The organism is Mycobacteroides saopaulense (assembly GCF_001456355.1).
Taxonomy (GTDB): domain Bacteria; phylum Actinomycetota; class Actinomycetes; order Mycobacteriales; family Mycobacteriaceae; genus Mycobacterium; species Mycobacterium saopaulense.
In genome coordinates, this window is sequence record NZ_CP010271.1 from 659,004 (window position 1) to 674,169 (window position 15,166).

Annotated in this window: 15 protein-coding genes and 1 pseudogene; 9 read left to right on the forward strand and 7 right to left on the reverse strand. The window is 64.2% G+C overall.

Annotated elements, in window-relative coordinates; genetic code table 11:
* Positions 1–85 precede the first annotated feature (85 nt).
* The 4 genes and pseudogenes from pstC to MYCSP_RS03350 all read left to right on the forward strand — a co-directional run.
* Positions 86–1,033 (forward strand): annotated as a pseudogene (pstC, locus tag MYCSP_RS03335) (phosphate ABC transporter permease subunit PstC); the annotation flags it as partial.
* Positions 1,030–1,938, forward strand: coding sequence for a phosphate ABC transporter permease PstA (gene pstA / locus MYCSP_RS03340; protein WP_083018006.1), 909 nt, complete (start codon positions 1,030–1,032; stop codon positions 1,936–1,938). The pseudogene pstC and the gene pstA, both read left to right, overlap by 4 nt.
* A gap of 10 nt (positions 1,939–1,948) precedes the next feature.
* The gene (gene pstB, locus MYCSP_RS03345) at positions 1,949–2,725 is read left to right on the forward strand and encodes a phosphate ABC transporter ATP-binding protein PstB (protein ID WP_070913113.1); all 777 of its coding nucleotides are present in this window, start codon (positions 1,949–1,951) and stop codon (positions 2,723–2,725) included.
* A gap of 59 nt (positions 2,726–2,784) precedes the next feature.
* Positions 2,785–3,711 (forward strand): NADP-dependent oxidoreductase, encoded by a 927-nt coding sequence (locus MYCSP_RS03350; RefSeq protein WP_088413173.1) that lies wholly within the window; start codon positions 2,785–2,787, stop codon positions 3,709–3,711.
* A 4-nt stretch (positions 3,712–3,715) separates the two neighbouring features.
* Here the strand turns inward: MYCSP_RS03350 and phoU are convergent, their stop codons facing one another.
* The 4 genes from phoU to MYCSP_RS03370 form a co-directional block, all read right to left on the reverse strand.
* The gene (phoU, locus tag MYCSP_RS03355; RefSeq protein ID WP_088413174.1) at positions 3,716–4,387 is read right to left on the reverse strand and encodes a phosphate signaling complex protein PhoU; all 672 of its coding nucleotides are present in this window, start codon (positions 4,385–4,387) and stop codon (positions 3,716–3,718) included.
* 112 nt (positions 4,388–4,499) lie between these two features.
* The gene (locus MYCSP_RS03360) at positions 4,500–6,812 is read right to left on the reverse strand and encodes an LCP family protein (RefSeq protein WP_088413175.1); all 2,313 of its coding nucleotides are present in this window, start codon (positions 6,810–6,812) and stop codon (positions 4,500–4,502) included.
* 147 nt (positions 6,813–6,959) lie between these two features.
* Positions 6,960–8,093, reverse strand: coding sequence for a tRNA dihydrouridine synthase DusB (dusB, locus tag MYCSP_RS03365; RefSeq protein WP_407661685.1), 1,134 nt, complete (start codon positions 8,091–8,093; stop codon positions 6,960–6,962).
* A 38-nt stretch (positions 8,094–8,131) separates the two neighbouring features.
* Positions 8,132–9,139 carry an acyl-ACP desaturase gene (locus MYCSP_RS03370; RefSeq protein ID WP_070913109.1) on the reverse strand — a complete coding sequence of 336 codons (1,008 nt, stop codon included), beginning with the start codon at positions 9,137–9,139 and terminating at the stop codon, positions 8,132–8,134.
* A 213-nt stretch (positions 9,140–9,352) separates the two neighbouring features.
* On the opposite strand from MYCSP_RS03370, the gene MYCSP_RS03375 reads away from it, so the two are divergent.
* Complete coding sequence (locus MYCSP_RS03375; protein WP_070913233.1) at positions 9,353–9,700, forward strand: hypothetical protein; 348 nt, start codon at positions 9,353–9,355, stop codon at positions 9,698–9,700.
* On the opposite strand, the gene MYCSP_RS03380 is transcribed toward MYCSP_RS03375, so the two are convergent.
* The gene (locus tag MYCSP_RS03380; protein ID WP_088413176.1) at positions 9,657–10,298 is read right to left on the reverse strand and encodes a TetR/AcrR family transcriptional regulator; all 642 of its coding nucleotides are present in this window, start codon (positions 10,296–10,298) and stop codon (positions 9,657–9,659) included. The two genes, MYCSP_RS03375 and MYCSP_RS03380, sit on opposite strands and share 44 nt — an antisense overlap.
* Before the next feature lie 73 nt (positions 10,299–10,371).
* Between MYCSP_RS03380 and MYCSP_RS03385 the strand changes: the two genes are divergently transcribed.
* The 3 genes from MYCSP_RS03385 (at position 10,372) to MYCSP_RS03395 (ending at position 13,196) form a co-directional block, all read left to right on the forward strand.
* Positions 10,372–11,376, forward strand: coding sequence for an oxygenase MpaB family protein (locus MYCSP_RS03385; protein ID WP_088413177.1), 1,005 nt, complete (start codon positions 10,372–10,374; stop codon positions 11,374–11,376).
* Positions 11,377–11,481: 105 nt separating this feature from the next.
* Positions 11,482–12,465, forward strand: a complete 984-nt coding sequence (locus MYCSP_RS03390; protein ID WP_083020051.1) for an oxygenase MpaB family protein — start codon at positions 11,482–11,484, stop codon at positions 12,463–12,465.
* Between the two features lie 56 nt (positions 12,466–12,521).
* Entirely contained in the window at positions 12,522–13,196 is a 675-nt protein-coding gene (locus tag MYCSP_RS03395; RefSeq protein ID WP_088415419.1) for a GAP family protein, read from the forward strand.
* A 4-nt stretch (positions 13,197–13,200) separates the two neighbouring features.
* On the opposite strand, the gene MYCSP_RS03400 is transcribed toward MYCSP_RS03395, so the two are convergent.
* Together MYCSP_RS03400 and MYCSP_RS03405 are read right to left on the reverse strand one after the other, a co-directional pair.
* Entirely contained in the window at positions 13,201–14,049 is an 849-nt protein-coding gene (locus MYCSP_RS03400; RefSeq protein ID WP_070913106.1) for an SDR family NAD(P)-dependent oxidoreductase, read from the reverse strand.
* 40 nt (positions 14,050–14,089) lie between these two features.
* A complete protein-coding gene (locus MYCSP_RS03405; RefSeq protein WP_070913105.1) occupies positions 14,090–14,587 on the reverse strand; it encodes an anthrone oxygenase family protein in 498 nt (165 codons plus the stop codon).
* Positions 14,588–14,690: 103 nt separating this feature from the next.
* Here MYCSP_RS03405 and MYCSP_RS03410 point away from each other — a divergent pair, with 103 nt between their 5' ends.
* Complete coding sequence (locus MYCSP_RS03410; protein ID WP_088413178.1) at positions 14,691–15,155, forward strand: DUF2269 family protein; 465 nt, start codon at positions 14,691–14,693, stop codon at positions 15,153–15,155.
* The last annotated feature ends 11 nt before the right edge of the window (positions 15,156–15,166 follow it).

Sequence of the window (15,166 nt, forward strand, 5' to 3'; positions counted from 1 at the left end):
CAGTCCGGCAGATCATGACCGAGCCCTATCCGAGGAGACGCAAACCCTGATGATCCCCGAGGCGATGGGTGGCAAAGACGCTGAACGGGAAGCGAAGCCGCGGGGGGTGGTACGGCCCGGAGACCGTATCTTCTCCGGACTCGCGACCGGTTCCGGGATCTTCGTCGTCGCGCTCATCGGGTTGGTCGCGGTCTTCCTCATCCTGCGTGCCGTGCCCGCGCTCAGCAACGACGAGGAGAACTTCTTCCTCTACAACGGCCCGTGGCGCACCGATGACACGGCGCACATGCACTTCGGCGTCCTCGACTTGTTCTCGGTCACCGTCTTCGTCTCGATCTTCGCGCTGTTGCTCGCGATGCCCGTGGCACTCGGGATCGCGATCTACCTGACCGAATACGCACCCGCACGCGTGCGTGGTCCGCTGGCCTACGTCATCGACCTGCTCGCCGCGGTGCCCTCGATCGTCTACGGTCTCTGGGGCATTTACGTGCTGGCGCCAGCGATCGCGCCGATTGCCCTGTGGCTCAACAGGAACCTGGGATTCATCCCGCTGTTCGCCGACAGCCCCGTGAACATCGGCGGCGGCGGCAACCTGTTCACCGGTGGCATCGTGCTGGCGGTGATGATCCTGCCGATCATCGCTGCCGTCACCCGCGAGGTGTTCATCCAAACTCCGAAGGGGCAGATCGAGGCCGCCCTGGCATTGGGCGCCACCAAGTGGGAAGTGGTGCGCACCACTATCATTCCGTTCGGAGCCTCCGGATACGTCAGCGGCTCCATGCTGGGGCTCGGTCGTGCGCTGGGCGAGACCATCGCGCTGATGCTCATCCTCTCGGGCACCTCGGTGGCCTTCGGCTGGTCGCTGTTCGACAGCGGCAGCACCTTCGCCACTCATATCGCTTCCAATGCATCGGAATTCAACAACGAGCTGGAGGCCGGTGCGTACATCGCGGCCGGGCTCGTGCTGTTCGTATTGACCTTCCTGGTGAACTCGGCGGCACGTGCCGTCGTCGGCGGAAAGGGCCGGGCATGACCGCGACTCTTGACAGGCCGGTGAAGGAACCCGCATTCCATCCGCTCTCGGCCAGGCGCAAGACCACCAACGCCATTGCCACGGTGCTGGTCTCGGCCGCGGTGCTGATCGCGCTGATCCCGCTGGTATGGGTGCTTTACACCGTGCTGGATCGCGGACTCGGCGCCGTCCTCAGTGCGGACTGGTGGTTCAAATCGCAGAACATGATGACCAACCGGATCGCCGGTGGCGGTGCGTATCACGCCATCGTCGGCACCCTGTTCCAGGGTTTGTTCTGCGCGATCATCTCGGTGCCCATCGGCATCTTCGTGGCCATCTACTTGGTCGAGTACGGGGCCGACTCCCGGCTGGCCAAGCTCACCACCTTCATGGTCGACATCCTCACCGGTGTGCCGTCCATCGTCGCCGCGCTGTTCATCTATGCCCTGTGGGTGGCCACCCTCGGCTTGCCGCGGTCGGGTCTGGCGGTATCACTTGCCCTGGTGCTGTTGATGATTCCGGTGGTGGTGCGTTCTTCGGAGGAGATGCTCAAGATTGTCCCGAACGATCTGCGCGAGGCGTCCTACGCGCTGGGCGTGCCCAAGTGGAAGACCATCTCCCGCATCGTGTTGCCCACCGCGCTGTCGGGCGTGGTCACCGGTGTGATGCTGGCGCTGGCCCGCGTCATGGGCGAGACAGCGCCGCTGCTGGTGCTCGTCGGCTACAGCAAGCTGATCAACTTCGACATGTTCGGCGGCGAGATGGCCTCGCTGCCGGGCATGATGCTCGACCAGCGCAGCGGTTCGGTGGTGGGGCTGGCCGAGTCCCGGTTGTGGGGCGCCGCTCTCACTCTCATCTTGTTGGTCGCGATTCTCAATGTGATCGCCAAGCTCATTTCGCGTTTCTTCGCGCCGAAAAAGGTCTAGGAAGGTAGTCATGGCCAAGCGTCTCGATCTCAAGGACGTCAACATCTTCTACGGCAAGTTCCACGCCGTGCAGGATGTCGCGCTGTCGGTTCCGCCTCGCAGCGTGACGGCCTTCATCGGCCCGTCCGGCTGCGGCAAGTCGACCGTGCTGCGCACCCTCAACCGGATGCACGAGGTGACTCCCGGTGCCCGTGTCGAGGGCTCGGTATTGCTCGACGGCGCCGACATCTACGGGGCCGGAGTGGACCCGGTGTCGGTGCGTAAGACCATCGGCATGGTGTTTCAGCGGCCAAACCCATTCCCCACCATGTCGATTCGTGACAATGTGGTGGCCGGTCTGCGGTTGCAGGGTGTGCGTAGCAAGAAGACCCTCGACGAGGTCGCCGAGCGTTCCCTGCAGGGCGCGAATCTGTGGAACGAGGTCAAGGACCGTCTCGACCGCCCGGGTGGCGGCCTCTCCGGCGGTCAACAGCAGCGTCTGTGCATCGCCAGAGCCATTGCGGTGCAGCCGGATGTGTTGCTGATGGACGAGCCGTGCTCTGCTCTGGACCCCATCTCCACGCTGGCCATCGAGGACCTGATCTCCGAGCTCAAGCAGGAGTTCACCATCGTGATCGTCACTCACAACATGCAGCAGGCTGCGCGCGTCAGCGATCAGACCGCATTCTTCAACCTGGAGGCCGCGGGCAAACCGGGCATGCTGGTGGAGATCGACGACACCGAGAAGATCTTCTCTAACCCGTCCCAGAAGGCCACCGAGGACTACATCTCCGGCCGCTTCGGCTGAGTCGTCACTGAGCCAGCGATTTCGGCGCCCCCTGGGAAATAGCACCTACTGTGGTGACTATGACCAAGGCAGTGCAGTTCGATCAGTACGGCGATATCGACGTCCTGCAGGTGCGCGATGTACCGCGACCGTCCCCCGGGGTCGACGAGGTGCTCGTGCAGGTGCGTGCCGCGGGGATCAACCCCGGTGAGGCGATGATTCGCAAGGGAGCCCTGCACGACAGATTCCCGGCGACCTTCCCGTCCGGTCAGGGCAGCGACCTGTCGGGTGTCGTGGTGGAGACCGGCCACGGGGTGGCGCGATTCGCGGCGGGGGACGAGGTGTTCGGCTACACCGATGACCGCGCCAGCCACGCCGAGTTCGTCGTTGTCCCGGCCAGTCAGCTGGTCACCAAACCCGAGAATCTCTCATGGGAGGTGGCCGGCAGCCTGTTCGTCGCCGGTACTACCGCCTACGCCGCGGTCGGCTCCGTCGAGCTGACCGCGGGCGACGTTGTCGTGGTGGCCGGCGCCGCAGGAGGAGTGGGTACCCTCGCGGTGCAGCTCGCCAAGGCGGCCGGCGCCACCGTGATCGGTATCGCGGGGCCGGGCAACGACGAGTGGCTCACCGCGCACGGTGTCATCCCGGTCAACTACGGCGACGGATTGGCCGACCGAATCAGGGCGGCGGCCCCGCAGGGGCGGGTCGATGCCTTCCTCGACTTCTTCGGTGGTGGGTACGTGGAGTTGGCGGTCAACGAGCTCGGGGTGGATCCGCGGCGCGTCGACACCATCATCGACTTCGCGGCGGTGGAACGCTTCGGCGTACAAAGCGTCGGCAACGCCGAGGGGTCATCGCCGCAGGTACTCTCCGAGTTGGCAGCGTTGATCGTCGAGGGAAAGCTGGAAGTACTTGTTGCGCAAACCTTTCCGTTGGATGAGGTGCGCAGCGCGTACGAGCTGTTGGAGCGTCGGCACACCCGCGGAAAGATCGTCCTGGTGCCGTGACGCGCTAGATGGCGGTCAGGTGGTCCTGGCCGTCGGGCGGCAGGCTTCCGGTCACCTGGAAGATGACCCGCCGGGCGACCTCCACTGCGTGGTCGGCGAAGCGCTCGTAGAAGCGGCCCAGCAGCGTCACGTCGACAGCGGCTGCCACCCCGTGCCTCCACTCGCGGTCCATCAACACGGTGAACAGGTGCCGGTGCAGATCGTCCATCGCATCGTCTTCTTCGTTGATGCGGGCAGCCTTCTCCGGGTCGCGAGTCAACAGCACCTCTTGCGCGCTATTGCCCAAATCGACTGCTACGCGGCCCATCTCGGCGAAGTAGCCGTTGACCTCTTCGGGTAGGGCGTGCTGTGGGTGGCGGCGACGGGCGATCTTGGCGACGTGCAGGGCCAGGGCGCCCATCCGGTCCACGTCCGCCACGATCTGGATGCTGCTGACAACCTCGCGTAGATCGCCGGCAACCGGGGCCTGCAGGGCCAAGATGGCGAAGGCGTTCTCCTCGGCCGCCGCACTCATCGCGGTGATCTGTTCGTGATCGGAGATGACCTGCTCGGCAAGGACGAGATCTGCCTGCAGCAATGCGCGGGTGGCCCGCTCCATGGCGGCTCCGGCCAACCCACACATCTCCCCCAGCTGTGCCGATAGCGAGGACAGCTGCTCCTGAAACGCGGTACGCATGGATCAAGCCTACGGACCCGTCACCGTCGAGTCATGGCCCTGGCGTGAACGGCGAGTGAATGCCACTACAGGTTCCGTGGACGAAACTGCGAGCAGCGTCTAAATAGACGGACTATCCGCAGCTAGCGTCGCCGGCGTTGACGACCGTCAGGTCCATCGGCAGCTCGGCGGGAGCCATCGCGCCCGAGGACAGCTGCAGTGGCACGGTCGAACCCGCGGCGGGGGGAGCGGTGGTGGAGGCGTAGTCGCTGCCGAGGACCACGCGCACGGTGGTTTGCGCCCCGTTGATCCGCTGCAGTTTGGCGCCGCCGAATGAGGCGGCAACGGTCGCGGCTTGCTGCTCGTGTCCCGGGGAGAAGAAGACCGTGGTGCTGGGCAGCGCGGACGGGTAGTCGTCGGTGGTGGTGATGCCGAATCCGTACTGGGACAGCTGACTGGCAGCCGATGCCGCCAGGCCCGTTTGGCCGGTGCTGTTGGACACGTGCACGTTGATCTCGCTGGGCTCGGTGGTTACCAGGTCAACCTGCTCGCTCGGTGTGGCGACAGGAGTCGGTGTGGCCGTGGATGTTTCGCCGAGTTCGGTGGCGGCGCCGTGCTCGCTGGACGCAAGCGTGGTGTCCTGAGTGGTGGTGCCGGGCATCGGTACGCGGGTGCCGTCCGGCTGCAGCTCACCGGGCAGGGGATCGTCATTGATGATGGCATCGAAGATCTTTCGGATGTCCGTGGTGCGCGGCGTCTCGTTGCCTTCGGAGTCGGTGCCGTCGGTGGGAACCGTCAGGAAGGTGATACGGCCGGCCTTCACGTCCTGAAGCGATTGGCCAAGATCCACAAGGTCTTTCGTGCGGATGTTGTCGACGTAGGAGTCGTCGATGAAGGTGTTCACCACGTTGTTGAGCTTGCTCAACGAGAAGAAGGTGTTGTGTGAGATCATCGAGCGCAACAAAGAGGACAGGAACAGCTGCTGCCGCTTGATGCGGCCGTAGTCCCCGTTGTACTCGGTGGTGACCTGGCGGGCGCGCACGTACTGCAGGGCGGTATGGCCGTCAATCGTTTGGCGCCCAGCGTTCTCCAGCACGGTGCCCAGTTCGTAGTCCTCGATCGGCGTGGGTGTGCACACCTCGACCCCACCGAGTGCGTCGACCATCTTGGAGAATCCGGCGAAGTCGACGCCGAGGAAGCGGTTGATGTTCAACCCCGACATCTTCTGGATGACCTTGACCAGGCACTTGGGTCCGCCGAAGGCGAAGGCCGAGTTGAGTTTGGTTTCGGTGTAGGCCTTGTCGGGTCCATAGGACCGGGTGTCCTCGTTCCAGACCTCGCAGAGCGTCGGCTGAATCGCGAGGTCGCGCGGGAAGGACACGACCGCGACCCGCTTGCGGTTGGCCGGAATGTTGACCAGCATCATCGTGTCCGAGCGGGTGCCCTCCGCATCGGAGGTGTCGCCGGCGCCCATCGCGCTGTTGGCACCCGCCCGGGTGTCGACACCGATGATGAGGAAGTTCTCATCTCCGTACTGTGCGTTGGGATCTCGGATGTCACGGGAGTTGGGATCGAGTGCCTCGACGCGATTGAGACGGTTGTTCTTGACGTTGCTCCACTGCCACGCACCGCCGGTCAGCGCCAGGGAGCACACCGCGATGACGGCGGCGATGGAGCGACCGACGTAGATGGGTCGGCGTGAGCGCTTGGGTTCCGGTCCGGCGACAACGGCGTCCGGATTGCCGACGCGCACCGGGATAGCGCGGGTGTCGATGTCGTCGTCCAGGTTCGATGCCCGGACGCGCCGTGCGGCGGCCTTGTCGTACAGCGGGGCGTCGTCGGGGTAGTCCACGAAGTCCGCGGACTCGTCGGCCGATTCGTCGGAGCGGTGATCGAGAGCGGGTGCGCTTTCCCGCACCTGCGGAAGGACGTCGGTGTGGCTTTCGTCGACGAACGACGCTGGAGCAGGCTCCTCGGCGTAGTCCTCAGGTTCTTGAGGGCGGGCATGCCGGCGCGAGCGCCGACCGCCGCTGGCGCCCTCACGGGCCAGCAGATCGGCGACGGACAGTGAGTGCGAGCCCGTCTCGTGGGCGGACGGCGCAGCCGCCACGGGTGGTTTCGGAGCCCGGGCCGGGGCCGATCCGTTGGGAGCGGGCTTGGCCGGTCGCGCGGGCGGCCTCGGCGTGGGCCGGGCGGGCGGCACCTCGGATACCGCGCGCTGCATCTCGCGCTGGGACTGCTCGGTCTCCAGTCGCCGGGTCCACTCGTCGTCGGTGGGATCGGGCAGCGAGTGATTCAGAGCCGGCGGTGGTGTCCACGGTGTGTTGGATGGTTCCGGCGCCACGTCGATGTCAGGATGACTGCCAACCGGTTCGGTGGCGCGCTCCCAAGGGGCCGAGCCATACGCGCGCGGTTGGGCAGGAGTGGCGTCAGGGCCATCACCCATGTTCAACCTCGCTTAAAACGTCTGGACAGTTGCAAGTACACGGCACACCGGCAGCACATAGCGCCGTGCCCGGGGCACGGTCGTCGTCACATGCTACTGAGCATTGCCGCAGATCACCATGCCCAGTGACCTAGATGTGACCCCACGTCATCCACCAGAGTGCATGACGTCGGCGGCTGAGGGAACCGTGCAATCGTCGGGGTCGTTGAGCCAGCCTTCCGGCAGCGACACCTTCGCGGGTGACCCCTGGCGCCCTCGCGGTCCGTTTCCACCCTCGGGGAAGGGTGCCGTCGGATCCAGCTCATTGAGCAGGGTGTCCAGCTCGGCGCGGGTGCTGACGAGTGCGAGTGCGCGCCGGAGGTCTCCGCCGGCGGGGAAGCCATGCAGATACCAGGCGATGTGCTTGCGCATGTCGCGCAACGCCTTGTCCTCGCCAAAATGATCGACGAGCAACTCCGCGTGCCGTCGCATGATGTCCGTTACCCGTCCGAGATGTGGCGGTGTGGGAATCGTCTGACCGTTGAAAACAGCACTCAGTTCAGCGAAGAGCCATGGGCGGCCCAGGCATCCGCGGCCGATCACGACGCCGTCGCAGCCGGTCTGTTCCATCATCGCGACAGCGTCGGTGGCATCGAAGATGTCGCCGTTACCGAGGACGGGAATGGTCTTCACGTGGTTCTTGAGCGCGGCGATCTGGCTCCAGTCGGCGCTGCCCGAGTAGCGCTGGGAGGCGGTGCGGGCGTGCAGCGCGACCGCCGCGGCACCTTCCGCCTCGGCGATCGATCCGGCATCGAGGTGGGTGTGGTGATCGTCGTCGATACCGACCCGGAACTTGACCGTCACCGGTATGTCGGTGCCCTCGGTGGCACGCACGGCCGCCGAGACGATCTGCCCGAACAGTCGCCGCTTGTAGGGAAGGGCGGCGCCGCCACCGTTTCGGGTGACCTTGGGTACCGGGCAACCGAAGTTCATGTCGATGTGGTCGGCCAGGTTCTCGTCGACCACCAACTTGGCGGCCCGGTAGGTCGTCTCCGGATCGACCGAATACAGCTGCAAGGACCGCGGCGACTCTTCGGGGGAGAAGGTCGTCATGTGCAGCGTCGTGGGATGGCGTTCGGCGAGCGCCCGCGCGGTCACCATCTCGCAGACGTACAGCCCGCTGACGGTTCCTGTGGTGGCAAGCTCCAACTCCCGGCATAGCGTCCGGAAGGCCACGTTGGTGACGCCCGCCATCGGCGCCAGCACCACTGGGCTCGGCAATGCCAGAGACCCGATCCTCAGCTCGGACCGGGTCTCTGGGTTAAGCGTTGTGGTCACCGTCAGACGCTGACCGTTTCCTTGGCGGCCTTGGCCGCGTTGCGCTCTGCGCGCTTGGCTTGGCGTTCCAGGTATTTGGCCTTGACTTCCTCGAAGTCGGAGGCGGTCTTCTTCAGGTCGCCGATGATGCGCTCGACGCCCTCGCGGTACTCTTCGCCCTCGCCGTTGATGTCGTCGCGATCGAAGATGCGCCACTTGCGCAGCACCGGCAGTACCACCTCATCGAGATGCGACTGCGGGTCGTACACCCCGCCGGTGGCGATGGTGACCGCGTTGCGGCGGAACCCGGGAATCGTGTAACCGGGCATCTTGAAGTTGTCGAGCACTCGGAAGATCGACTTCATGGCCTGGTTGGGGGCGATCTTGAGACCGGCCTCGACCATGTTGCGGTAGAAGATCATGTGCAGGTTCTCGTCGGTCGAGATGCGCTTGAGCAGCTCGTCGGCGATGGGCTCATCGCACGCCTTACCGGTGTTGCGGTGCGACACACGAGTCGCCAACTCCTGGAACGTCACGTAGACGACGGAGTCGAACAGCTTCTCGGCGAAGAGCTCGTCGCCGCCTTGGCGGTTCTGGCCCGGAGAGAAGCCACGGGTCATCTGCTCCACGCGCAACTTCTCCAACTCGACCGGATCCACCGAACGGGTCACCACCAGATAGTCACGAATAGCGATCCCGTGCCGGTTCTCCTCAGCGGTCCACCGATTCACCCACGTGCCCCACGGCCCGTCCATCGTGAAATTCATCGCGATCTCACGGTGATACGACGGCAGATTGTCCTCGGTCAACAAATTGGTGATCATCGCCACCTTGGCGACCTCGGAAAGCTTGGACTGCTCCGGATCCCAATCCTGACCACCCAAAGCCTTGTAGTTCTTACCCTCCGACCACGGCACATAATCGTGCGGATTCCAGTCCTTGGTCACCCCCAGGTGGCGATGGACATTCTCCTCGACAACAGGCTCAAGCTCATGCAAAAGCTCAAGGTCGGTGAATTCCTTCTGCGGCATCAAGCGATCCTAGGGTTCGACAGAGTTATCTGTATCTGGAAGTTGCAGTCAATATATCTGTAAACGGCGGTTGCACACAAGTGGACGGATCACGATGCTCATATACCCGTCCGCGTGCCTGCTGACGTGCGGACCAACGCATTTCTCGCTCAAGCTGCGAGGCTGCTGTACCCGCAGTATGCTTGCTGGCAACCTAAGGTGGAGGTGTATCCAGTGAAGTCGGTAGTCAACGCGACCATTGTCGCGGTTGCGGGCGCGGGTTTCTCTTTGGCGATGGCCGGCCTGGCTCATGCAGACGGTCCCACCGATACCACCGGGCAGTTCTACAGCGATGCTTCCTCGACCCTCAAGGGCGAGGGCTACTCGGTGGTCGTGGCGGGACGCTCGGGCGATCAGGTCTCGCTGGACAACTGCCTTGTCTCACACCAGGAAGCGTTCACCGTCAAGAAGGGCCAGGATGACCGCGGCAAGATGGTCCATGTGACCCTGCGTTGCTACAAGTCGGAGGTCGCGGCGGCTAAGAAGGCTGCCGAGGAGAAGGCGAAGTCTGCGTCGACGTAACCGTCGACGCAGCCGGCGTAGCGCCCTGCAGCAGTATTTGTACGCAGTAATCCACGAACCGCTGTCGGTCCACGTTTAGCTCCTCGTTCAGGTATGCCCTGAAAAGGCTCGTCAACGCGCCCACCAAACTGGTGGCCACCAACTGCTGCTGCACCTCGTCGGCGAGGTTGGTGCTGAGCTTTCCTTGGAGCAGCGCCACAAATCGCGGCAGCCAGTCATACCCGGACTCCGAGAGTGTCGGCTCAAATGTCGGCGCTATCAAAAGAACCCGTCCCATGGTGGGTTCGTCGACCATGAGACGGACAAAAGCGTCGACGCCCTCGTGCGCCGATCGTGCGCCACTGAGCGCCTCGATCGCACGGAAGCCCACATGGTCGTAGACGGCCCGGACAAAGGTGTCGCGGTCGGAGAAGTTCTCGTAGAAATACCGCTCCGTCATGCTCGCCGATCGGCAGACGGCCCGCACGGTCACGGCCGGTCGGGGGCTGAGCCCGAGCAGTCGCACGCCCGCGGCCATGAGTTCGCGGCGTCGCTCGTCGGCACGCTCGGCCGGCGAGACACCTGCCCAGCTACGTCGCTGCGCTTGACCGTTCGCCACGGGCCTCCTAATCTGAAGTCAAATTGACAACGCTGATTGTCACTATACGTCGAACTGCAACGGAGCGTTCCGAATGGTCAACGATATGTCCGAGCTCGTCGGGAAGGAATCCGGTGCCTTCGCGACAGGCTGCCCGGTGAGCCACGGAACCGGTCCGGCGACACCCGTGCCGTTGGGCCCGGAGTCGCTGACGTGGAAGTACTTCGGCGACTGGCGTGGGGTCTTGCAAGGTCCGTACGCCGGATCCATGCAGAACATGCATCCGCAACTAGGGGCTGCCGTCGAGCAGCACTCGCTGTTTTTCCGTGAACGCTGGCAGCGCCTCTTGCGCTCGCTGTACCCGATCGGTGGTGTCGTATTCGACGGCGACCGGGCTCCGATGACCGGCGCCGAGGTGCGTGACTATCACATCGGTATCAAGGGAGTCGACGACCGGGGGCGCCGCTACAGCGCACTCAATCCCGACGTCTTCTATTGGGCCCATGCCACCTTCTTCATGGGCACGATCGTCGTGGCGGACTGGCTGAGCGGAGGCATCGGGGAGGCTGAAAAGCGGCAGCTGTTCGATGAGCACATCGTCTGGTATCAGATGTACGGCATGAGCATGAGGCCCGTGCCCAAGACCTGGGAGGAATTCCAGGAGTACTGGGACCACATGTGCACCAACGTCTTAGAGGATCAGAAGGCTGCGCGCGATGTGCTGGACCTGACCACCCTTGCCGTACCGCCGTTCGCCCCGTGGATTCCCGAGCGCCTGTGGCGGTTCCAGCGCCGCTTGGTGGCACCGATGTTCGTGTGGCTGACCGTCGGGCTCTATCACCCGGCCGTCCGGGAGCGCTACGGGTACGGGTGGTCTGCCCGCGACGAATGGCTGCACCGCAAGTTTGGCCAGGGCGTCAATCTGCTCTTCAAGTTCGTGCCGGAACGTAAGCGCCGCCACCCGAGGGCCCGGGCGGGATGGGATCGCGCCACCGGGCGGATCCCGGCGGATGCGCCGCTGCCGCAGACACCGGACCGCAACCTGCCGCCGTCGGACACCTGGGGGAGCCCGAACCACTACAACCCCAAGGTTTCCTGAACCGAGTTACTTGTGGTGCTTGACGTCACCACATCACTGCTCCTAGTGTTGGCCTATAACTGAATCTCAATTCAGTTTTGACAAATGGCTACAACGGAGTGAGTCATGGCCGATGGCGAGGGCGATTCTCTGACGGCGGGATGTCCCGTCACCCATGGTTCGGATCGGTCGGTGGTCACGCCGCTCGGGCCAGAGTCGTTGACCTGGAAACTGACGGCGGACTGGTCCGGGATGCTGATGGGTTCCTATGCCACCGCGATGCAGAACATGCATCCGAAACTTGGCGCCGCGGTTGAGGATCACTCCACTTTTCTGCGTGAAAGGTGGGAGCGGCTGCTGCGCTCGCTCTATCCGATCACCGGGGTGGTCTTCGATGGGGAGCGCGCACCGATGACCGGTGCTGAGGTGCGTGGCTATCACGTCGGCATCAAAGGAGTTGACAGCCAAGGGCGCCGTTACAGTGCCCTTGATCCCGATGTCTTCTACTGGGCGCACGCGACGTTCTTCAAGTCGTTGTTGTTGTCGGTGGAGCGCTTCGGTGCGGGTCTTACCGAAGCGCAGAAACGGCAGCTGTTCGACGAACACATCGTCTGGTATCGGATGTACGGCATGAGCATGCGGCCCGTGCCCAGGACCTGGGAGGAGTTCCAGGAGTACTGGGACCACATGTGCGCAGATGTGTTGGAGGACAACAAGGCCACCCGGGATCTGCTGGATTTCGCCCAGCTGCCCAAGCCGCCGTTCCTGCCGATGATGCCGAACTGGATGTGGCGGTTGTCGCTTCCCGTCTTCACGCGGTTCTCCGAATGGGTGATGGTCGGAATGTTCGATGAGCCAGTGCGAAAACGCTTGGGATATACCTGGACCCACCGCGATGAGCGGCGTCTGGAATGGCTGGGACGAGCGAATCGCGCGATCTTCGGGCTGGTGCCGTTCCGGTGGCGAAAGCATCCGCGTGCGCGCGCGGGATGGGACCGGGCGACCGGGCGGGTACCCGTCGACGCGCCGCTGCCGCAAACGTCCGCGCGCTACCTGCCGCTGGCGGAGCTGCGCGACAGTCCTCATCATTACAGCCCCAAAGTGACCTAGCCGCAGTTTGTCTTTCGCCGGTGACAAGGCCTCACATGGTGCGAAGATTGCTGCTCATGGCAGGAAGTTGGGGTTCTGTCCTCACCGGGCTCATTCCGCTCGGATTGGTTATCGCGCTCTCGCCGATCACCGTCATTCCGGCGGTGCTGGTTTTGCAGGCGCCGCGGCCGCGGCCCAGCGGTCTTGCGTTTCTCGCGGGCTGGTTGTTGGGCCTGGCCGCCCTGATGGCACTGTGCGTCGCTGCCACCGGCCTACTCGGCGGGCTGCATCGGTCGGTGCCGAACTGGGCCTCCTGGGTGCGGGTTGTCCTCGGGTCGGTGCTGATCCTCTTCGGTATCTACCGATGGCTGACGCGCCACCATCACACCGACTCCCCGGGCTGGATGCGCTCGTTCTCCACCATCACCCCGCCACGGGCCGCGATAACGGCGGCGGCGTTGGTGGTGGTGCGGCCCGATGTCCTGTTCATTTGTGTTCCGGCGGGATTGGCGATCGGAGCCAGCGGACTGGACCTGGCGGATCGCTGGACAGCCGCGGCGTTCTTCGTCGCAGTCGCCGCGTCAACGGTCGCGGTGCCGATATTGGCCTATGCGGCCGCAGGCCACCGCCTCGATGACACGATGAGCCGGCTCAAGCACTGGATGGAGAAGAACAACGCCGCGCTGATGGCGGCCATTCTCATCGTGATCGGTGTGATGGTGCTGTACAACGGAATTCACGCGATGGCGTGAGGATTCAGCGGCGCACCGGCAGGGGCTCGACGCCGACGAGCGCGCAGCTCTTGGCGTACAGGTCGTCTTGTGCCGCTTGGTTTCTGGTGTAGCGGCGTACCGGGCTTGGGGTTTGGGCGGCGAGATAGTCCCCGTTGCGCCCGCGATGCTCCTGCGACACTGCCATGTCGGTGATCAGCTGGCTGGGCCGCTCCGGGGTGATCAGGGCCAGCATCACCAGCGACCGGACCGGCTGCGGTATCTCACGCCAGATCTCGGATCTGACATTGCCCGGGTGCAGTGCGTTCGAGGTGACCCCATCGGGCAGGCGGCGGGCCAGCGCATTGCTGAACATGAGGTTTCCCATTTTCGACTGCGCATACGCCGAGAAGGTGAAATAGAAACGCCTCCCTCGCCAAGTGTTTTCGTTGATCCTGCCTACGCTGTGAGCGACGGAGGCCAGGTGGATGATGCGGGCGTCACCGTCCGGTGCTGCCTGCAACTGCGGAAGCAGCAGGTGCGTCAGCAGAAAGGGACCCAGATAGTTCGCGCCCCACTGCAGCTCGAAGCCGTCCGCGGTCTTCGACTGACGCATCGGGGAACCGCCTGCATTGTTGATCAACACATCGATCTGGGGGTGCTGCGCGGACAGCTCGCCGGCGAAACGGCGGATGTGTTCGAAGGAGGACAGATCCAGCGACTGGATGTCGACCTGGGCGCCCGGAGTGGCGGCAAGGATCTCATCGCGCGCCGCCTCGGCCTTCTGCTGATTGCGGCAGGCCATCACGATGGTGTGCCCGTCCGCGGCCAGCCGCTGCGCGGTGGCCAGGCCGATTCCGGCGTTGGCGCCGGTGATCACGATGGTCTTGGGCATGTTGGTCTCCTCATCGAGCCGTCCGGAACAGGGGGCAGTCTCACACGGTGATGGCCGGCTGTCGACCGGGGGACTGCCAGATGAGGCGCAGAGCTCGCATCGCATAGACAAGGGCAATGGCGGTCAGTGCCACGCGGACGAGGTTGAGCATGTTCCACTGCAGTGCGAGGCGATGCAGCTCACTGGGGGTTTCGCCGAGGGAGCCGAAGAAGAGCGTCGTATTGAGCTTGACGATGACATAGACGGACAGGACAACGGCCGCGATCTCGGCGACACATGCCAGGAACAGCGAGAGCTTTTCGGGAGCTTTGCGTGGGGTGTGCACAAACCAGACGATCAGTGTGATGGCGGCGATCTGCGTGAGTGGGATGTAGTAGTACACCGGGTTGGTCACCTCGGTGAACTGCTGGAACGCCTTGAGCTGTTCCTTGCTGTCGCCGGCGATGTTCGGGCCGATCACGATGGCCTCGTAGAGGTTTCCGAAGAACCACATCGCGATCCCGAACACGGTGAAGTACATCAGTACCCGACGGCCCATCGGCACATACTCCCAAGATTGCGGTCCGATACGGCCAAAAGTCGTCGAAATGTGGCCGGCAGCAGCCTTTCGGCATAGCGCCGGGGACCGATACGGTCTGCGCGTGACCAAGGTATTGCTCTCGATCCACGTCCTGGCGGTGATTCTCGCGGTGGGACCAATAGCCGTGGCGGCCAGCATGTTTCCGGCGTTCGCGCGTCGGGCGTCGGCCTCGTCCGGGGGCAGCGCCGAGTTGGACAGCCTGCGCACACTGCATCGGGTCTGCCGGGTGTATGCGGTGGTGGGGATCGCCATTCCGATGTTCGGTCTGCCGCTGGCCGACCTCATGGGGGTGCTCGGCAGCCCCTGGCTGATCGCATCGCTGGTGCTCACGGGCGCGGCCGCGGCGGTACTGGCGTTTGTGATGCTGCCCCGCCAACAGCGTGTCTTGGCACAGTTGGGTGATGGAGAATCGCTTGACGTGCGGGTGTTCGCGCGCCTGGCGATGTTCACCGGGATCTTTAATCTGCTGTGGGCCGCGGTCACCGTGTTGATGATCGTGCGTCCCGGATCCAGCACCGGCGTCTAGATGGCGGAAAA

Bases quoted from the DNA above. Each gene is read 5' to 3' on its own strand.
- MYCSP_RS03395 (WP_088415419.1), top strand. From the start codon at position 12,522: ATGGCAGGAAGTTGGGGTTCTGTCCTCACCGGGCTCATTCCGCTCGGA.
- MYCSP_RS03370 (WP_070913109.1), bottom strand. From the start codon at position 9,139: ATGCCGCAGAAGGAATTCACCGACCTTGAGCTTTTGCATGAGCTTGAG.
- phoU (WP_088413174.1), bottom strand. From the start codon at position 4,387: ATGCGTACCGCGTTTCAGGAGCAGCTGTCCTCGCTATCGGCACAGCTG.
- pstA (WP_083018006.1), top strand. From the start codon at position 1,030: ATGACCGCGACTCTTGACAGGCCGGTGAAGGAACCCGCATTCCATCCG.
- MYCSP_RS03360 (WP_088413175.1), bottom strand. From the start codon at position 6,812: ATGGGTGATGGCCCTGACGCCACTCCTGCCCAACCGCGCGCGTATGGC.
- pstB (WP_070913113.1), top strand. From the start codon at position 1,949: ATGGCCAAGCGTCTCGATCTCAAGGACGTCAACATCTTCTACGGCAAG.
- MYCSP_RS03390 (WP_083020051.1), top strand. From the start codon at position 11,482: ATGGCCGATGGCGAGGGCGATTCTCTGACGGCGGGATGTCCCGTCACC.
- MYCSP_RS03405 (WP_070913105.1), bottom strand. From the start codon at position 14,587: ATGGGCCGTCGGGTACTGATGTACTTCACCGTGTTCGGGATCGCGATG.
- MYCSP_RS03400 (WP_070913106.1), bottom strand. From the start codon at position 14,049: ATGCCCAAGACCATCGTGATCACCGGCGCCAACGCCGGAATCGGCCTG.
- MYCSP_RS03385 (WP_088413177.1), top strand. From the start codon at position 10,372: ATGGTCAACGATATGTCCGAGCTCGTCGGGAAGGAATCCGGTGCCTTC.
- MYCSP_RS03350 (WP_088413173.1), top strand. From the start codon at position 2,785: ATGACCAAGGCAGTGCAGTTCGATCAGTACGGCGATATCGACGTCCTG.